The sequence below is a fragment of the Occallatibacter sp. genome (assembly GCF_036502485.1).
Taxonomy (GTDB): Bacteria; Acidobacteriota; Terriglobia; order Terriglobales; family Acidobacteriaceae; genus Telmatobacter.
This window is the reverse complement of the sequence record NZ_DASXYM010000038.1, coordinates 1-16,094: the sequence shown is the minus strand read 5'-3', so window position 1 is coordinate 16,094 and position 16,094 is coordinate 1. Positions and strand designations below refer to the sequence as shown.

Sequence of the window (16,094 nt, the reverse complement as noted above, 5' to 3'; positions counted from 1 at the left end):
ATTCCCGCAGGGAATCTGCTTTCCGCCCGCCCTGCGACACCGCCGGCTCCGCTGATCGCTGACCACCCCGTCGTTCTACTCCCCTGTTCCCGTGTTCACGCAGGCACCTCTTCCGCCGTCGGGAACTGATGCTGCTGCCGTCCCAGATCGCCGTCATATTTGAGCGAACTCTTGAACAGCTCATACCGCCCATCGCAGAACTGCTTCCCATGCTCGCGCAGCGCATTCATGTCCGCCTCGCCCAGCGGCTTGAAGTTCGCCAGGATCATCAGATTCTGATCCAGCACCTCCATCGAATCCATCCCCGAGATCGTCGTCGACACGCCCGGCACGGTCATCGCATAACTCAGCGCCTCCGTTGGAGTCAGCGCGCCATGCACAATCGGCTCGCCCGATCCGCTCATGCTCTTCATGGAGAACACCGCCATGCCCTTCTGCACCGCCACAGGCAGAACCTCGCGCTCAAACGATCGGTAACTCGGATCGAACGCATTGATCGGCATCTGCACCGTGTCGAACGCGAACCCGCGGTTCAACATGTCCAGATGGATCAGCGGATTCTTATGCCCGGTGAATCCCACAAACCGCACCTTGCCCTGCTGCTTGGCGGCCGTCAACGCCTCCAGCACTCCATCCGGCGCGTAGATCTTGTCGGGATCGTTGTAGTAAATCACCTCATGCACCTGCCATACATCCAGGTGATCTGTCTGCAGCCGCTTCAGTGACTCCTCCAGCTGCTGCATCGCCACATCCTTCTTGCGCCCGTGCGTACATACTTTGGTCATCACGATGGCCTGATCCCGTTTGCCCTTCAGCGCTGTTCCTACGAACTCTTCGCTCATGCCCTTGTGATACTCCCACGCGTTATCGAAGAAGTTGATTCCGTGGTCCAGCGCCTTGGCCACCATCTCCGTCACTTCCTTTTGCCCCGCAGCAGAACCTAAATGGAACCCACCCATGCCGAGAATCGATACCTGCAGGCCCGTCTTTCCCATGGGCCGTTTCGGCACCTGAAATTCCGGCACCTTCCCCCCATACTCGCCCGCAAAATCCGGCACAATCGGGTTCATCACTCTTCCACTCGCTTCAGTCGATCGTGGATCGACAGCCTGCCCCGCTCCGCCGCCTGCCCCCTCAGCGTCCGCGCGCCGCGCGATGCCTACCCCACTCACCGCCGCCGCACCTGACAACGCCGCATTCTGCAAAAACCTTCTCCGCGACACATCACTCGATCCACCCACGCAATCTCCTCCGCACGCACCTGCTAACTCCGCTAGCTCCGCTGCCTTTCTCAATCCGGCCCCGGCGACCCCGTCACCTGCGGAAACGGCCGCCCCGTGTTCGATGCCGCATACACCATCTGCCGCACTTCCACACTCTTCAAATCCAGTGGAAAGTCATGCGCCAGCCGCGCCTCCGGGTTATCAAACTTCAGCGACACCTTATACATCTCGAACTTCCCATCAGCCGCATACGCCTTCGCCCGCTCGCGCATCTTCTGCATCTCGTCTTCGCTTAGCGGAGTAAATCCCTGCGCCACCTTCAGATTCTGCTCCAGAACCTCCAACTTCTCCACGCCGGTAATGGTGGTCGCCACCGGCAGGCTCATCGCATAGCGCAGCATCTCCTGCGCCGTGAATACGCCTTGCTGCACCGGCTCGCCGTGCCCGCATAGGGGTTTCATTCCCAGCGCGGCAATCCCCCGCTTGTTCAGTTCCGGCAGCACCTTTTTTTCAAAGCTGAAGAAGTTCGCGTCAAAGGGATTCAAAGGCATCTGCACCGCGTCGAACCCAAACCCCGTCTTCACCATGGCCAGGTGCACGTCCGGATCTTTGTGCCCCGTGAATCCCACAAACCGCACCTTTCCATCCCTTTTCGCCTTCTCCAGCGCCTCCGCCGCGCCGCCCGGACGGATAAAAAGATCAGGATCGTTCTGGAACACCACCCCATGCACCTGCCACAAATCCAGATGATCCGTCTGCAGCCGCCGCAGGCTCTGCTCCAGCATCTGCATGGCAAGGTTCCCGTCGCGCCCGTGCGTGCACACCTTCGACATCAAAAAGACCTTGTCGCGCCGGCCCTTCAGACCCTTGCCCATCCAGTCCTCTGACTTGCCCGCGTTGTACTCCCAGCAGTTGTCGAAAAAGGTAATTCCCTCATCCGCCGCGCGGTGCAGAATCTCCACCGCCGTCTTCTCGTTCTCCGCCGCTCCAATGTGGTGCCCGCCCAGCCCCAGCGCCGACACCTGTACATCCGCCTTGCCGAACCGCCGCATGGGAATCCCGCCGTTTGCCATCCCTCCACCTTTCACACACACCGCGCCGAGGCCGCTCATCCACCCGCGGCCCAGCATCCGCAAGGTAGATGCCATCACCCTCCAGCGTGTCGCCTGCTCTCATTCACTTACGGCAACATGTCGGCCCAACGACGCATCCCACCACGCGAAGGAAATCCCTGCGGAGGGAACAATATGCCAAAGGTCGACACCGTAGAAAAGTTATTTCTGAATGAGATCAAGGATCTCTATTCGGCAGAAAAGCAGATCACCCGCGCCCTGCCCAAAATGGCCAAGGCTGCTTCGTCTGAGGAGCTGCGCCAAGCCTTCCAAACACACCTCGAAGAAACCCGCGGCCAGATTCAGCGGCTCGAGCGTGTGTTCGAACTCATTGGCGCCAAAGCCAGCGCGAAAACCTGTGAAGGCATGAAGGGCCTGCTCGAAGAAGGCTCCGAAATCATCGAGGAAGCCGATGAAGGCGAAGTCCGCGACGCCGGACTGATAGGCGCCGCCCAACGCGTCGAGCATTACGAGATCGCCGCTTACGGAACCGTGCGCGCCATCGCGCAAACCATAGGTAATCAGGAAGTCGCCGACCTGCTCCAGCAAACCCTTGACGAAGAAGGCAAGACCGACAAGCTCCTAACCAAAATCGCCATGAGGGTCAACAAGCAAGCCCAAAGCCAGTCCCAGCGCAACGCAGCGTAACCAGCAGCAATCGGTTGTCAGCCGTCAGCTTCCATACAACATCTGAAGCCTGACGGCTGACCGCTAACTCCACACACACTTGTGATTCTGAGCGAGGCGAAGAACCTGCCTTTTGCTGTTGTTCCTGCCTTTCTGATCTGTCATTCCCGAAAGGAATCTGCTTCTCCTCCCGGCCGGTCGAACGCCTGAGCAACACACCCCTGTACCAGTTCCCAGCGTCCGCCGCCCTGCTCACAATCCCCATCCGGAAATATGGCCTGTCCTTCTCCTCGGATCCGGCGCATACTCCTGCTCGGTCTTGCCCGCATCATGATCCCGCCACAACCAAATCATCTCCGTGGGACACTCCGCCGCCCCTTGCCCCGGATTGTGGGTGCCCTTGCCAAAGCTGAAGTGGAAGTCATACTCACGCGTCTTCAGCGCATTCGCCATGCGGATATTCGCCGCCGGCCAGTCACCCCAGTTCGGATTCTCCAGGTCATTCGAACCATCCTGCAGCCACGCCCGTACCTTCCTCTTGTCCTCACGCAGGATCTTGTCCGGATAATCCTGCCCTCCCTCGGGATTCTCCGCCGTCTCCTTCCACTGAATCGACGTGAAGCTCCCAATCCACGTAATCAACCCGCGAGAAGTACTCCGGCATCTACCACGCCGGGTTAAAGCTGCAGATGCCGCCTGACGACAACCCGTAATCGCATGGCTGTACGCGTCCTTGCGCAAGTTGTACTTCGCTCCCACATCGGCCAGAATCTCCTCGCGCAAGTACCGCGCGTAGCGAACGCTCACCGTGTCATACTCCGTCGATCGCATCGCGTCCTTCATGCTCCGCTCCCACCTGTCCGCATGCCCGCGCACAAACTTGAACGTCGGCGTCCCTGGCGCATCCGCGATATCGCCCGGATCGGTAAACACGCAAATCATCACTGGAATTTTCTTCTGCGCAGTCAGGTTGTCAATCACGTTCAGGGCCGGATTGTTCCCTCGCGATCGATATGCCCATCCTGAAACACCATCACGGCCGCGGGCGTCTTCGCGTCATACTGCGCCGGCACATACACCCAATACTGGCCCTTCATGCCGTCGTAGATCTTGCTCGTATGCTCAATCGGCCCTTCCAGCTTCCCTGACGACACACCCGGCTGCAGATACGACGGCTCCCCGAACACCGGCATATCCAGCACGCCCCCAAAGGTCTTGTCAGCGACAACGTAATGAAACGCATGTGGCCGTCCCACCGGCTTCACGCGCGCCACCGCGTACCAGAGGTGCGACTCGCCAACCTGCACCATCGCCGGTCCCGGCGCATCATCCATCATCAGCTTTGGCTGATCCTCCGCCTCCACCGCAAAAAGAAATCCGGCCCATGCCCCGTCCACGCCTTGCCGTCCTTCAGATCCTTGGCGTCAAACGAGTCCCTGATTGCCCCCCCCCCCGCAAATCCTGACTTTTGTAGCTCTGTGACTTGTCCCTCTGCCCTGCCCCTCTGGTCCCTGATCGCTAAAAGGCAGGGGTTAGGGATTAGGGTCAGGGTCAGGCGCGTTAGATCACCTGATCACGTGATCACCCGACCACTGATCACTGCTTTCGCTACACTGGCAGCATGCTCGTCCTCCGCCCCATCCCCGCCGAAGACATCAAACTCATCGTCTTCGACCTCGATGGAACCCTCATCGATTCCGCCCGCGACCTCTGCAACTCCGTCAACGCTGCACTCCATCACATGGGCCGCACCCATCTTGACGATCACATTATCGCCAGCTTCGTCGGCAACGGCGCGCCCATGCTCGTGCGCCGCTCCCTGGCCGTGGAAAACGGCGTCCCCCCCGACGAGGTCCACGACGAAGAGCTCGCCACCGCCTACAACTTCTTCCTCACTCATTACCGCGAGCACAAACTCGACTACACCTACGCCTACGACGGCGTCCTCGATGCCCTTGCCGCCCTCCGCACCAGTCCTGACGGCACAGCCCGCAAGCTCGCCGTGCTCACCAACAAGCCCGTCCGGCCCGCCCGCGCCATCTGCGAGGGCCTGGGCATGGACTGCTTCTTCCGCATCTACGGAGGGGACAGTTTCCCTATCAAAAAGCCCGATCCCACCGGCCTCCGCACCCTCATGCAGGAGGCCAGCGCCGCCCCCCACCAGACCCTCATGATCGGCGACAGCAAAGTCGACATCCTCACCGCCCGCAACGCCGGCGCATGGACCCTCGGCTGCAAGTTCGGCTTTGGCCCCCAGAACCTCATGGAAGTCCCACCCGACATCGTCGTAGAATCCGCCCACGACTGGCCCGCCGCCCTCGCCGCCTCACCACGACCCTGATCGCACCACCACAAACTTCCGTGCCCCATCCTGTCTCCTTTTTTTCTCCTTTTTTCTGGACACAGGGTGCGAAACCGCGAGCTCTCGCCACACCCACCGCGCCATGGCAACATCGATAAACCATGCCCAGCACCCGCCGCCACCTCCTGAAAACCGCCGCAGCAGCCGCCACCCTCCTCTCCACCGGCCGCGAACTCCACCCCCAGGCCCAGCAGCCCAAACTCAAATTCCTCATCGCCGGCGGCCACCCTGGCGACCCCGAATACGGCTGCGGCGGCACCATCGCCCGCCTCACCACAGCAGGCCATGACGCCGTCCTCCTCTACCTGAACGAAGGCGCCTGGCAAACGCCCGCCCCCATCCGCACCGCGGAAGCCCGCAAGGCCTGCGACATACTCCGTGCCCGTCCCACCTGGGCCGGCCAGACCGACAACCGATCCATCGTTGACGAAGCCCACTTCGCCGCCTTTCAGAAGATCATCGAAGCCGAGAAACCCGACGCCGTCTTCACCCACTGGCCGATCGACAACCACCCCGACCACCGCGCCATCACCAGCCTCCTGCACGAGGCCTGGAACCGCCTCAAATGCCCCTTCCCCATCTACTACTACGAGGTCTCCAGCGGCGACGACACCCTGCAGTTCCCCGCTCCCACCCACTTCATCGACATCACCCCGGTCGCAGACACAAAGAAAGCCGCCTGCACCGCCCACGCCAGCCAGAACCCCGGCTACTTCTACGATCTCCAAGACTCCGTCGCGCGCTTCCGCGGCCTGGAAAGCGGCCACACCCGCGCCGAAGCCTTTGTCCTGCTCACGCGCAGCCCCTATGACGTCCTCCCCCGCGCCGGCCTGTCCAGCGTTGTATAACCCGAGACGCGCCCGCGCCACTTTGCAAAACTTAACACTCCCCTCCAAACCAAAATTGGTAACCTTACCATAGCCAGCCCGTTGCCTTCGGGTGCGGCCGTCACTGGAGAACTCATGCTGCGCTTTCTTGCCCTGGCTCTTGCACTTGGGCCTTCTATCGCCCTGGCCTACAACGCCCCCGCGGGCCAGCCTCCCGCCGCGCCCGCGCCCATCACCGGCGTTGTGGCCGACCCTTCCGGCGCCATTGTTCCCAACGCCCAGATCGACCTCGTCGAGACCGATGGCGCCCTTGCCGGCAGCTATCACTCCGGCGGCGACGGCACCTTCCAGGTCGTCGCGCCCCACCCCGGCAGCTTCACCCTCATCATCTCGGAGCCCGGCTTTGACACCGTGAAGACCCCGGTCGTCGTCGCCGCCGCCTCCGCGGCCATCTCCGCCGCCGCTCCCGCAAAGCTACACGCCGTGCCCATCAAGATCGTGCTCCCCATCGCGGCCCTCTCCACCAACGTCCGCGTTAATGCCGACAGCGATGACGACCTCACCTCCGGCGAGGAAAATCATGACGCCAACGTGATGACCGCCGGCGATATCAAGCAACTACCCATCTTCGACAATGACCTGCAGGGCGCCATGAGCGCCTTCCTTGACGACTCCGCCACAGCCTCTGGCGGCTCCGGCCTCATCGTCGATGGCGTCGAGGCCAACCGCAACACCGTCTCCGCCTCGGCCGTTCAGGAAATCCGCATCAACCAGGACCCCTACTCCGCCCAGTACTACTGGCCCGGGCGCGGCCAAATGGAAATCGTTACTAAATCCTCCGCTGACAACTACCACGGCCAGTTCAATTTCCTCTTCCGCGACTCCGCCCTGAATGCGCAGAACGCCCTCGCGCCCACCAAGCCCTCTGAGCAGCGCCGCGTCTACGAAGGCCACCTCACCGGCCCCATCTTCCACGCTCCCAAAAGTAGCTTTCTCGCCTCCTTCAATCGCGCGGAAGAAGACGTCGACGCCGTGGTTCGCGCTTTCCTGCCGCCCAATTCCGACAACCCCTCCGGCGGCTACAGCGCCAACGTCCCCGCACCCACCCGCGACACCGAGTTCAGCGCCCGCGCTGCCCACCAGTTCAGCGACCGCCACTCCGCCTACGCCCAATACAGCTATGAAGAGTGGACCGGCAACAATCAGGGCGTTGGCGGCCAGGCCCTCGCCTCCACGGGCTACAACAATCGCTACCACGAAGACGACCTCGTCTTTCACGTCGACTCCACCCTGACGGCTACCATGCTCAACCAGCTCTCCATTGTCGGCGAGCACGCCTTCAGCAAAAACGTCAACGCCGCCGAGGCCCCTCGCATCAGCGTCCAGGGATACTTCACCTCCGGCTCCGCCCAGAACAACACCCTATCCACGGACTACAACTTCCGCCTTTTCGATATCGTCTCCCTCACCCGCGGACGTCACTTCATCAAGGCCGGCATCGGCATCCCCCACTTCAACCGCCGCGCCTTCAACGACAACTCCAACGTCCTCGGCACTTACACCTTCTCCCCCATACTCGCCGCGGACGGCGTCACCGTCCTCACCTCGGCGCTTGAGAACTACCAGAACAACCGCCCCTCCGCCTACTCCCAGAACTCCGGCCAGGTTCACTTCATCTACCACCAGCAGGAGATGGGCGCCTTCCTCCAGGATCAGATCAAGGTCTCGACCCGCTTCTCCATCACCCCCGGCCTGCGCTACGACTGGCAGAACTTCTTCGCCACCAAACTCCTCGGTTTCTCGCCGCGCGTCTCCTTCGCTTACGTTCTCGATCAGGCATCCAAGACCGTTCTGCGCGGCGGCGGCGGCATCTATTACGACCGCACCGGCTCCGGCCCGCTTCTCGATCTCGCCCGCTACGAAGGCCTGCAGCCGCGCCGCCACTCCGCGGTCGTTGCCCTCGATCCCACCGCGCAACCGCCCGCCGGCTGCGTCCCCATCGGCAACTGCGTTGACGTAGCCTCCGTGCCGCTCCAGCGCGTTCAGCTTCAGCCCCACGCCCGCATCCCTTACGAGATGCACTACGGCCTCTCCATCGAGCGCCAGCTTGGCGAAAAGGCCACCGCCAACATCAGCGTCTACTCCATGCGCCAGATCGGCACCTTCCGCTCCCTCGACATCAACGCTCCCACACCGCAGTCCGGCTACACCGTGCGTCCCGATCCCGCTTACGGCCGCATCCGCGAAATGCAACCCCAGGGCTTCATGCAAGGCTCCGGAATGGACGCCTCGTATCGCGGCCGCCTCAACAAGTGGTTCACCGGCTGGGGCCGCTACACCTGGGCGCACTACGCGTCCAACTCCGACGGTCTCGGCTGGTACCCCCAGAATCAGTACGACCCCAACAACAACTGGTCGGACGCCAGCTTCGATCGCCGCCAGCGCGTCGGCATGTACGCCATGTTCCACCCCGACAGCGTCTTCAACCTCGCCGCCGGAATCTGGGCCAACAGCGGCCGCCCCTGGACCATCATCACCGGTACTGACCCCTACGGCGACAGCCTCTACAACGCTCGTCCCGACGGCGTGGCGCGCAACAGCGAGCGACTCCCCAGTTACACCAGCCTCGACCTGCGCTGGGGCCACGATTTCGCCCTCACCGGCAGCAAAGAGGACGAGTCCCCCCACGTCGGCTTCTCCGCCGCGGCATTCAACGTCCTGAACCACGACAATCCCGGCTCCGTCAACACCGTCGCCACCTCCTCCGGCTTCGGCGAAGTCACCTCCGTCGCCCCACCACGGCGCCTCCAGCTAGGCATGCGCCTCGAGTTCTAAGCAGCGCTTGCAACGGGGCGGCGCAAATGGAGTCCTCCAAATGTCGCATTTTATTGTCATTTGGAAACGCATTGTGACACGCACCTGCGCCTGACAAAACTACTCTAGTGCGACGCGAGAGCCTCGCCGCCTCTCCGCTGCTCGTGATAATTCTTAGTGATCGTCAATATCGAAGAAGCGCAAGCGAAACCGCGTTGGCCACGAACCTAAAAGGACGCGCTACAAGACGGGTCGAAAACGGCACGGCCAGAGAATAAAGCTCAGGCTGCATCGCACTCACCGTTGTAACAGCACCCGGGGTACTCGACAGAGCTTGGCGAAGCGTACATGTCGTTGTAAGAGGGAGACGGAAAGCGCTCGCCGCCATTTCCGTACTGCTTACTCTTTGTCTATAGGAGTACAGTTCCTTCAGAGAGTTTCGATCGCATCATCGGTCACCTCGATCCATCTGAACAGTTCATTAACAAGCAGTTCGAAATCGCGAATGATGGCCCATTCCCTTTCTACGATGCTCAATTTTCATGTGCCATCCTAAGTCTCGTCGCGGAAGGGCGCGAACAAGTCCCCTCAGGAACCATTTGGGAGATGGTCCAATGTTTGAAATCCACATGCCAGTCATGGAATCGGGAGATAAGACGAGTACGAACTGCGAGTTCCTCGCTCGATTTCGAAACGAACATCAATAGATGTGGAGTCGACACTTGTATCAAACATGGTGGCAGCATTATCTCCGCAGGCCAAGTTCCCAAAGTCGCGCCGCCCAAAGGTCTTCAGGTCACCCCGACGTAGCGGGCCAGTTTGTTTGGAAATACGGGTCCGCTTACGTAGGACCTTTCGATAAATCGCACCCTGGACAGCCGAACAAAGTTGTATTGATTCAGCCGTATTGATGCATGGCAAAGGATTTCCAGGAAGCCGCTTGCCTCGAGATGAAGGCACTCTTCTGCGCTACACTGATCCCATCCTCTTGATTGCGGGAACGAAACGCATCCCACCCGCGTATCAGGAAAAAGGAGGCTTCCATGCGCCTACGTCTGCTCGCCCTCACACTGCTCGCCGTCGCACTCGGAGCATCCTCGACCGCAGCCTTCGCCGAAAAGGATAACGTCCAGTTCGGCAGCAATATCAGTGTCGCTCCCGGCGAAACCATTCACGACGCCGTCTGCTTCTTCTGCAGTGTCGACAACCGCGGCACCGTCAACGGCGACATTGTCGTCTTCTTCGGCAGCGTGCGCATTGACGGCCAGGCCAACAAGGATGTCGTCAACTTCTTCGGCGACGTCACGCTCGCCGACAGCTCCAGCATCGGCAAAGACCTCGTCAAGTTTTTCGGCTCCGTGCGCCTCGGCGACAATGTCACCGTCGGCAAAGACATCGTTTGCATGTTCGCCGACTTCCGCGCCGGGGAGAACGTCACCAATGGCGGCGACCGCGTGGTTCAGCCCGCCTGGCTTTTCTGGACTCCGCTGTTAATCCTCACCCTCATCCTCTTCGTGGTCATCCGTGAGATCCGCCACGCCCGCCGCCGCCGCATGTACATGGCCGGATACCCCTACCAGCCGCCCCGCTCATAATTGCCGGCGGCTGCTCCCCGTCCGGGCTTCGTACCCTCTGCGCGCAGGCCCGCACAACGCCCTCGCTCGCTCCCCGCATTTGCCTGCCCGTTGCGTCCCCACAGCAGATCAACTTTCCGAAAGATCACGCCCCCTTTCCTCGGACAACTGCGATTCGGATTCTCGTCAATTGCTCTATCTTTTGAACAGATTCAAAAACCACTTGACTCTCCGACCCGCACACGCGCATCTTTATTTTGAACATGTTCAAAATATTCCCTTCCCGGAGGAGAAACGCCATGCGCCCAACCGATTGGCCCCAGTACCTCGCCCACTACTACGCCATCTACTCTCTCGCCAGTCTGGCACTCGTCCTCGCACTCCTCCACATCCTGCACCGTGCGGGAGCCCTCTTCCTCCGCGACTGCTGCGGCTCCAACCCCACCCTTGCCCGCGCCATCCGCCGCCTGCTCGATCTCGGCTACCTCCTGGTCTGCGCCGGCTACTTCGTCCTCACCGTCCAGACTTCCATGCCCATGAACCGCATTGCCCGACCTGACTGAGGTCCTCACTATCAAGCTCGGCTTTCTTCTCCTCCTCCTCGGCGCCCTGTACGTCTTCAACCTGCTCCTGCTGGCGCTGTTCCGCCGCCCCACTCCGACCCAAGCAACCGCTTCGTGACCGCCATGACCATCCAGCCCACAAAATCCAAACAGACCCGCGCCCGCATCCTCGCCGCGGCGCTCACTGTCTTCCGCGAGCGCGGCTTCGAGTCCGCCACCATGCGCGACATCGCTGCCCACGCCGGGATGGCCGTCGGCGCCGCATACTACTACTTCGACTCCAAAGATGCTCTCGTGCTCGCCTTCTACGCTCAGGCACAGCAGCAGATGGCTCCCCAGGCCGAGCGCATCCTTTCCGCAGCAACCTCGCTCGAACAGCGTCTGCGCGAGATCATCGGCCTCAAGTTCGTTACCTTCGCGCCCAATCGCGAGTTGCTCCGCGCACTCTCCGCGCACGTCGACCCCACCCATCCCGTCTCGCCCTTCAGTCCCCAGACCGCCGCCATCCGCGACGCCGACCTCGCCTGGTTCACCCGCGCCGTTGACGACTCCCGCGTACGCCTGCCCCGCTCGATCCTTCCTTACCTGCCGCGCCTCCTCTGGCTCTACCAGATGGGCCTCATTCTCTTCTGGGTCTACGACCGCTCCCCCAAACAATCGCGCACCGAGTTCCTCTTCGACCAGTCCCGGCGCATCATTCTGATTCTTCTCAAATTCGCCGGCCTGCCGCTCATGAAGCCGCTTCACCGCCGCGCCGCCGACCTTCTGCGCGTTCTTTACGAGGAAGCCTGATGCCCCTCGCCCATCCCCTTCGCATCGTGATCCCCGGAGGCAGCGGCCACATCGGCCGCCTGCTCGCAGCGCATTTCCAGCAGCGCGGCCATCACGTCACCGTGCTCACCCGCAGCCCGTTCGCCGCAACTTGGCAAACCGTATTCTGGGATGGCGAGCACGAAGGCCAGTGGATCGACCGCCTGGAGCACGCCGACGTCTGCATCAACCTCGCCGGCCACAGCGTCAACTGCCGCTACACCCCCGAAAACCGTGACTCCATCTACCGCTCGCGCATCGACTCCACTGAACTCCTCGCCCGTGTCATCTCCACCCTGGCCGACCCGCCCAAAGTCTGGCTCAACGCCTCCACAGCCACCATTTACCGCCATTCCTACGACCAGCCGATGGATGAGTACATCGGCGAATTTGGCGGACGCCATGCCGTCTCTGATCCTCGCAGCGCCCGCGACCCCTGGAGCTTCTCCATCAGAGTCGCCACCGACTGGGAGGCCGCCTTCGTTTCCTCGTTCACCCCGCACACCCGCAAAGTCGCCCTGCGCAGCGCGGTGGTGATGACTCCCAACGCCGGCAGCCCGTTGTCCATTCTGATTAATCTGGTTCGCTTCAGCCTGGGTGGAACCCAGGGCAACGGCCGGCAATTCGTCTCCTGGATTCATCCCCTCGACTTCGCCCGCGCCGTGGAATTCCTCATCGCGCGCGACGACCTCCAGGGTCCCGTTAACCTCTCCAGCCCGCACCCGTTGCCCAATCGCGATTTCATGGCGGCGCTGCGCGATGCCTGCGGCATGCCCAACGGCATTCCGGCTCCAGCGCCGCTACTTGAACTCGCCGCATTCTTCCATCGCACGGAAACCGAGCTCCTGCTCAAGAGCCGCCGCGTCATTCCCGCGCGCCTGCTCGAGTCTGGCTTCGACTTCGAGTTTCCCACCTGGCCCCAAGCCGCCGAAGACCTCGTCCAGCAATGGCGCAACCGGCCCTGAAAGACAGGGTTCGGGGTTAGTTCACGGGTCAGGCGTTGGCGCACCGCCCAAGTGACCACCTGACCACCACTGATCACCTGATCACTAATCACCGACCACTGATTACTGACCACTGCCCTTCGGCGTAATCTCCGTCACCGGCAAATCCCAGTGTGCAATCAGAATCTCGAACCGCCGCTGCTCCTCGTGCTTGTACGCGGTCTGATCGGGCCACAGTTCCTGGATGAGCTTCTCCTCGTCGGGATTGGCCGTCGTGGCAACCGTCGAGTTCTTGAACCGGATGGTCACGCGATAATCCCAGCGCCCATCTTCGGTGGTGTGGTAGGCAGGGGTCTCAAGCTTCACCCCCAGCATCCGTCCCGACGAGACCATCTTCTTCAGCAAGGGATAGTGGTTTTTGAGGAAGAGATCGAGGAACTCCTGTTGATGCCCCCACTGCACCTTGTAGTAGTACTCCACGGTGTAGGGCTGGTCGGCCGCGCCCTGCGGCGGCGCACCCTGTCCGTGCAGCACGGCAACGTTCATCAGCAAAAGAGAAAACAGTACCGGAAGAGCATAGAAAACTCTGCGCATGAGGCCTCCTTGTTGCGGTGGCCTCATTGTAGCGTCAGCAGATTGTCAGCAGGAGTCTCAAAGACGAGGAAAGCAAGGAGGGGCAGAGAGCAGATCGAAAGTTGAGGCAGGTGCGATGCAGAGACGAGCAGAATGCACCTGCCGAAGAGAGCAGAATGACAAAAACAAAACCAAATGAAGCCGGATGCATGCCCGGGCTGATCATCGTGACCACTGTGCCGCCCCGGCGTCGGAACAGTGCATGAACAGGAATGAGCAAACAACGCGGCAGTCCGACGATCCCTGGTTCCTGATTCAGTCGTCTGCCGCTTACTTCTGCTGCGGTTTACCTGATTGTCAAACCCGGCCGCCATGCATGAATAACCTGGGACCGACCAATCTGCGTGCATGAACCCTTGAGTGCAACTCTCAGGAAACAGATTACCTTGACCCGAATGAAGAGTCTGAATCGACTTAAATGGCCCTTGACTGCTATGACCGTTGATTCACAACTACCTTGGCCCATTTGACTCTGGCGTTCATTCTTTGATTCAAAACCACCTGGTAACCCGGATAACTTTGACCTGCAATGAAGGTTGGTAACGGTTATGGATTGCGATTGTGAAGAGTGCAGATCTCTCGGTGCTGGTTTGCTATTGATTGGTTCTGTCTGCACTCGTTCACAAGCGTGCTTAAGCCTGGGGAGAAATCACTTACGAAAGCCTGACTGCTGTTATGCTCCGGCGTAACTTGCCAGCGCCGTGCGGTTGGGAATCTCCAGCATCGATCCGCGGAACGAAACCAGGCGGCGATGCTTGAACGTGCTCAGCGTGCGCGTGACGGTCTCCCGCGATGCGCCGATGAACTCGCCTATCTCTTCGTGTGTCAGCGAGAAGCGCACCCTTCCGCACGAAGCGGTCGACAGGTCGTTTTCGCTCCAGTCCAGCAACAGCCGCGCCAGTTTCTCCGGCGCCGTGGCAGAGAGACCCACCGTGCGAAGCTGGTGGCAGGCCATCGAAACGTGCCGGCTCAGTTCTTCCGTCACGTTCATATAAATCTCAGGGTGGCGCGAGAGGAAGCCGAGGAACTCGCGGCGGCCAATGAGCGCAACCTTCGCGGGATACAGCGTCTCCGCCGTCATCTCGTAAGAGGCGCCCGACAAAGTTGACGAAAGTCCCAGCACATCGCCTTTGCGCGCAATCCGCAGGCTCAGGCGCTTGCCCTCGCTCGAGTTGATCGAGAGCCGGACCTCGCCGTCGAGCACCACATACAATCCGCGAACCTCTTCCTTCTCCGCGAACAGTGTGTGGTTGGAAGCGTAGGAGTGAGCGTGCTCCATAGCTGCCCAGTCTTCCAGTGCGGGGAGCAACCAGTTATTGAAAAATTCACCCATGTGCTGGACGGCCTTGTTTCTGCAGGTGGTTGTTGTGTTCTGTGTACATTCCATCGTCAGGCCCTCCCATGGGCTAGCATTTCATTGCTGTTTTTGATCTCTTCGGCGAGATACTGCGACCAGTCAGAGTCCGTAACAAACTCCGCATGATTGAGTGAAAACATTTCGCGCAGTACTCGCTTTCCTGCCAGGTCCGAGTAAGTCAAGTCACGCAGGTCGAGCGACAGCTTCTTGATTTCGAGCCGCGGAGAAACGTCCTTCCACACTCTCTCGAGTTCTGCCACCCAGGGCCCGGCAAGACGACCCACCAGCGTGAACCCGATCGAGTTGTCGTTTTCCTGAATCGAAATCCTTAACGTATGCTGGCCCATCCTTTGCCGTCGCCCTACTTATATGCAGATGGCATGCCAAACCCACACACGCCGGCAACCTCCCTGGGCCGCGCTGATTTCAAAGGTTTTACCAGGATGTGACGAAGAGAGCCGCCCGTGACGATGACCAACTGACGACAAGTGACGATGACGACATTTCGCCAGTGACTTAATTTCGTCACGAGACGCGGGAGGAGGGACAGAGGTGAGGGACGAAGGGACAGAGGAAAAGAGGGACAGAGGGAAAGAGGGAAAGAGGGACAGAGGGACAGAGGGACAGAGGGACAGAGGGACAGAGGGAGCGGAAAACGCTATTCAGGCGAATGCGGCGATCATCTCAGTAATTGCACTTGACTGGATGTGGGAGGCGACGGTCACGCTAACGGTTAGAGAAGGGCCGAAACCGTTCGTCTGCCTCTGTAACTCTGTAACTCCGCCGCTGCCTTTACATGTATTCCTTCCGCTCGATCCGCAGCTTCTTCAGCTTCGAGTTGAGCGTGGTCCTCTTCAGGCCCAGTCGCGCGGCCGCGCCGTCGGCGCCGCCAATCAGTCCTTTGCACTCGCGCAGCACCTTTAATATATGTTCGCGTTCCGCGGCGTGCAGCGTGGCTGGCTCGCCCATCTCTTCGCCATCATCCTCATTCTCGTCCATCGGCGTCTCAAGCTCCGCCAGTGGAACATACAGCACAGCTCCGCGCGTCAGGATCACGGCCCGCTCGAGCATGTTTTCCAGCTCGCGAATATTCCCCGGCCATCCCCAATTCACCAGCGCATCCATGGTGGCATCAGGAATCGTCTCGATCACCTTGCCCATGCGCCGGCTATGCGTGGCCACAAAATGCCGCACCAGCATCGGGATATCGCTCCGCCTCTCCCTGAGTGGCGGTGCAAAGATCGGAAA

17 protein-coding genes are annotated in these 16,094 nt (G+C 60.7%); 9 read left to right on the top strand and 8 right to left on the bottom strand.

The window, feature by feature from the left end; genetic code table 11:
* Window positions 1-95: 95 nt before the first annotated feature.
* Both VGL22_RS06170 and VGL22_RS06165 read right to left on the bottom strand, forming a co-directional pair.
* A complete protein-coding gene (locus VGL22_RS06170; protein ID WP_465266023.1) occupies window positions 96-1,241 on the bottom strand; it encodes an aldo/keto reductase in 1,146 nt (381 codons plus the stop codon).
* Between the two features lie 50 nt (window positions 1,242-1,291).
* Window positions 1,292-2,371: an aldo/keto reductase gene (locus VGL22_RS06165; RefSeq protein ID WP_465266022.1), complete on the bottom strand. Its 1,080-nt coding sequence runs from the start codon at window positions 2,369-2,371 to the stop codon at window positions 1,292-1,294.
* Between the two features lie 99 nt (window positions 2,372-2,470).
* Here VGL22_RS06165 and VGL22_RS06160 point away from each other — a divergent pair, with 99 nt between their 5' ends.
* Complete coding sequence (locus tag VGL22_RS06160; protein ID WP_465266021.1) at window positions 2,471-2,983, top strand: ferritin-like domain-containing protein; 513 nt, start codon at window positions 2,471-2,473, stop codon at window positions 2,981-2,983.
* Window positions 2,984-3,214: 231 nt separating this feature from the next.
* Here VGL22_RS06160 and VGL22_RS06155 read toward each other — a convergent pair whose 3' ends face one another.
* Complete coding sequence (locus VGL22_RS06155) at window positions 3,215-3,904, bottom strand: alpha/beta hydrolase (RefSeq protein WP_465266020.1); 690 nt, start codon at window positions 3,902-3,904, stop codon at window positions 3,215-3,217.
* Between the two features lie 41 nt (window positions 3,905-3,945).
* Window positions 3,946-4,359: a hypothetical protein gene (locus tag VGL22_RS06150; protein ID WP_465266019.1), complete on the bottom strand. Its 414-nt coding sequence runs from the start codon at window positions 4,357-4,359 to the stop codon at window positions 3,946-3,948.
* A gap of 224 nt (window positions 4,360-4,583) precedes the next feature.
* Here VGL22_RS06150 and VGL22_RS06145 point away from each other — a divergent pair, with 224 nt between their 5' ends.
* The 8 genes from VGL22_RS06145 to VGL22_RS06110 all read left to right on the top strand — a co-directional run bounded on the left by VGL22_RS06145 (window position 4,584) and on the right by VGL22_RS06110 (window position 12,877).
* On the top strand, window positions 4,584-5,303 hold the full coding sequence (locus VGL22_RS06145) for an HAD family hydrolase (RefSeq protein ID WP_465266018.1): 720 nt from the start codon (window positions 4,584-4,586) through the stop codon (window positions 5,301-5,303).
* A 122-nt stretch (window positions 5,304-5,425) separates the two neighbouring features.
* Window positions 5,426-6,172, top strand: a complete 747-nt coding sequence (locus VGL22_RS06140; RefSeq protein ID WP_465266017.1) for a PIG-L deacetylase family protein — start codon at window positions 5,426-5,428, stop codon at window positions 6,170-6,172.
* A gap of 114 nt (window positions 6,173-6,286) precedes the next feature.
* Complete coding sequence (locus tag VGL22_RS06135; protein WP_465266016.1) at window positions 6,287-8,986, top strand: TonB-dependent receptor; 2,700 nt, start codon at window positions 6,287-6,289, stop codon at window positions 8,984-8,986.
* A gap of 1,022 nt (window positions 8,987-10,008) precedes the next feature.
* Window positions 10,009-10,560 carry a hypothetical protein gene (locus tag VGL22_RS06130; protein WP_465266015.1) on the top strand — a complete coding sequence of 184 codons (552 nt, stop codon included), beginning with the start codon at window positions 10,009-10,011 and terminating at the stop codon, window positions 10,558-10,560.
* 278 nt (window positions 10,561-10,838) lie between these two features.
* Window positions 10,839-11,102, top strand: a complete 264-nt coding sequence (locus VGL22_RS06125) for a hypothetical protein (RefSeq protein ID WP_465266014.1) — start codon at window positions 10,839-10,841, stop codon at window positions 11,100-11,102.
* Window positions 11,086-11,220, top strand: a complete 135-nt coding sequence (locus tag VGL22_RS06120; protein WP_465266013.1) for a hypothetical protein — start codon at window positions 11,086-11,088, stop codon at window positions 11,218-11,220. Before VGL22_RS06125 ends, VGL22_RS06120 begins: the two co-directional genes overlap by 17 nt.
* Window positions 11,221-11,225: 5 nt before the next feature.
* Window positions 11,226-11,894 (top strand): TetR/AcrR family transcriptional regulator, encoded by a 669-nt coding sequence (locus tag VGL22_RS06115; RefSeq protein WP_465266070.1) that lies wholly within the window; start codon window positions 11,226-11,228, stop codon window positions 11,892-11,894.
* A complete protein-coding gene (locus tag VGL22_RS06110) occupies window positions 11,894-12,877 on the top strand; it encodes a TIGR01777 family oxidoreductase (RefSeq protein WP_465266012.1) in 984 nt (327 codons plus the stop codon). Before VGL22_RS06115 ends, VGL22_RS06110 begins: the two co-directional genes overlap by 1 nt.
* Before the next feature lie 102 nt (window positions 12,878-12,979).
* Here VGL22_RS06110 and VGL22_RS06105 read toward each other — a convergent pair whose 3' ends face one another.
* The 4 genes from VGL22_RS06105 to VGL22_RS06090 all read right to left on the bottom strand — a co-directional run.
* Complete coding sequence (locus VGL22_RS06105; RefSeq protein WP_465266011.1) at window positions 12,980-13,450, bottom strand: hypothetical protein; 471 nt, start codon at window positions 13,448-13,450, stop codon at window positions 12,980-12,982.
* A 712-nt stretch (window positions 13,451-14,162) separates the two neighbouring features.
* Window positions 14,163-14,876 (bottom strand): Crp/Fnr family transcriptional regulator, encoded by a 714-nt coding sequence (locus VGL22_RS06100; RefSeq protein ID WP_465266010.1) that lies wholly within the window; start codon window positions 14,874-14,876, stop codon window positions 14,163-14,165.
* 2 nt (window positions 14,877-14,878) lie between these two features.
* Window positions 14,879-15,193: a hypothetical protein gene (locus tag VGL22_RS06095; RefSeq protein ID WP_465266009.1), complete on the bottom strand. Its 315-nt coding sequence runs from the start codon at window positions 15,191-15,193 to the stop codon at window positions 14,879-14,881.
* Window positions 15,194-15,638: 445 nt separating this feature from the next.
* On the bottom strand, window positions 15,639-16,094 hold a 456-nt coding region (locus VGL22_RS06090; RefSeq protein WP_465266008.1), incomplete at its 5' end, for an AAA-type ATPase lid domain-containing protein.

Coding starts and splice junctions, on each gene's coding strand:
- VGL22_RS06165 (WP_465266022.1), bottom strand. CDS start 2,371: ATGGCATCTACCTTGCGGATGCTGGGCCGCGGGTGGATGAGCGGCCTC.
- VGL22_RS06160 (WP_465266021.1), top strand. CDS start 2,471: ATGCCAAAGGTCGACACCGTAGAAAAGTTATTTCTGAATGAGATCAAG.
- VGL22_RS06155 (WP_465266020.1), bottom strand. CDS start 3,904: ATGATTTGCGTGTTTACCGATCCGGGCGATATCGCGGATGCGCCAGGG.
- VGL22_RS06145 (WP_465266018.1), top strand. CDS start 4,584: ATGCTCGTCCTCCGCCCCATCCCCGCCGAAGACATCAAACTCATCGTC.
- VGL22_RS06140 (WP_465266017.1), top strand. CDS start 5,426: ATGCCCAGCACCCGCCGCCACCTCCTGAAAACCGCCGCAGCAGCCGCC.
- VGL22_RS06135 (WP_465266016.1), top strand. CDS start 6,287: ATGCTGCGCTTTCTTGCCCTGGCTCTTGCACTTGGGCCTTCTATCGCC.
- VGL22_RS06130 (WP_465266015.1), top strand. CDS start 10,009: ATGCGCCTACGTCTGCTCGCCCTCACACTGCTCGCCGTCGCACTCGGA.
- VGL22_RS06125 (WP_465266014.1), top strand. CDS start 10,839: ATGCGCCCAACCGATTGGCCCCAGTACCTCGCCCACTACTACGCCATC.
- VGL22_RS06115 (WP_465266070.1), top strand. CDS start 11,226: ATGACCATCCAGCCCACAAAATCCAAACAGACCCGCGCCCGCATCCTC.
- VGL22_RS06110 (WP_465266012.1), top strand. CDS start 11,894: ATGCCCCTCGCCCATCCCCTTCGCATCGTGATCCCCGGAGGCAGCGGC.
- VGL22_RS06105 (WP_465266011.1), bottom strand. CDS start 13,450: ATGCGCAGAGTTTTCTATGCTCTTCCGGTACTGTTTTCTCTTTTGCTG.
- VGL22_RS06100 (WP_465266010.1), bottom strand. CDS start 14,876: ATGGAATGTACACAGAACACAACAACCACCTGCAGAAACAAGGCCGTC.
- VGL22_RS06095 (WP_465266009.1), bottom strand. CDS start 15,193: ATGGGCCAGCATACGTTAAGGATTTCGATTCAGGAAAACGACAACTCG.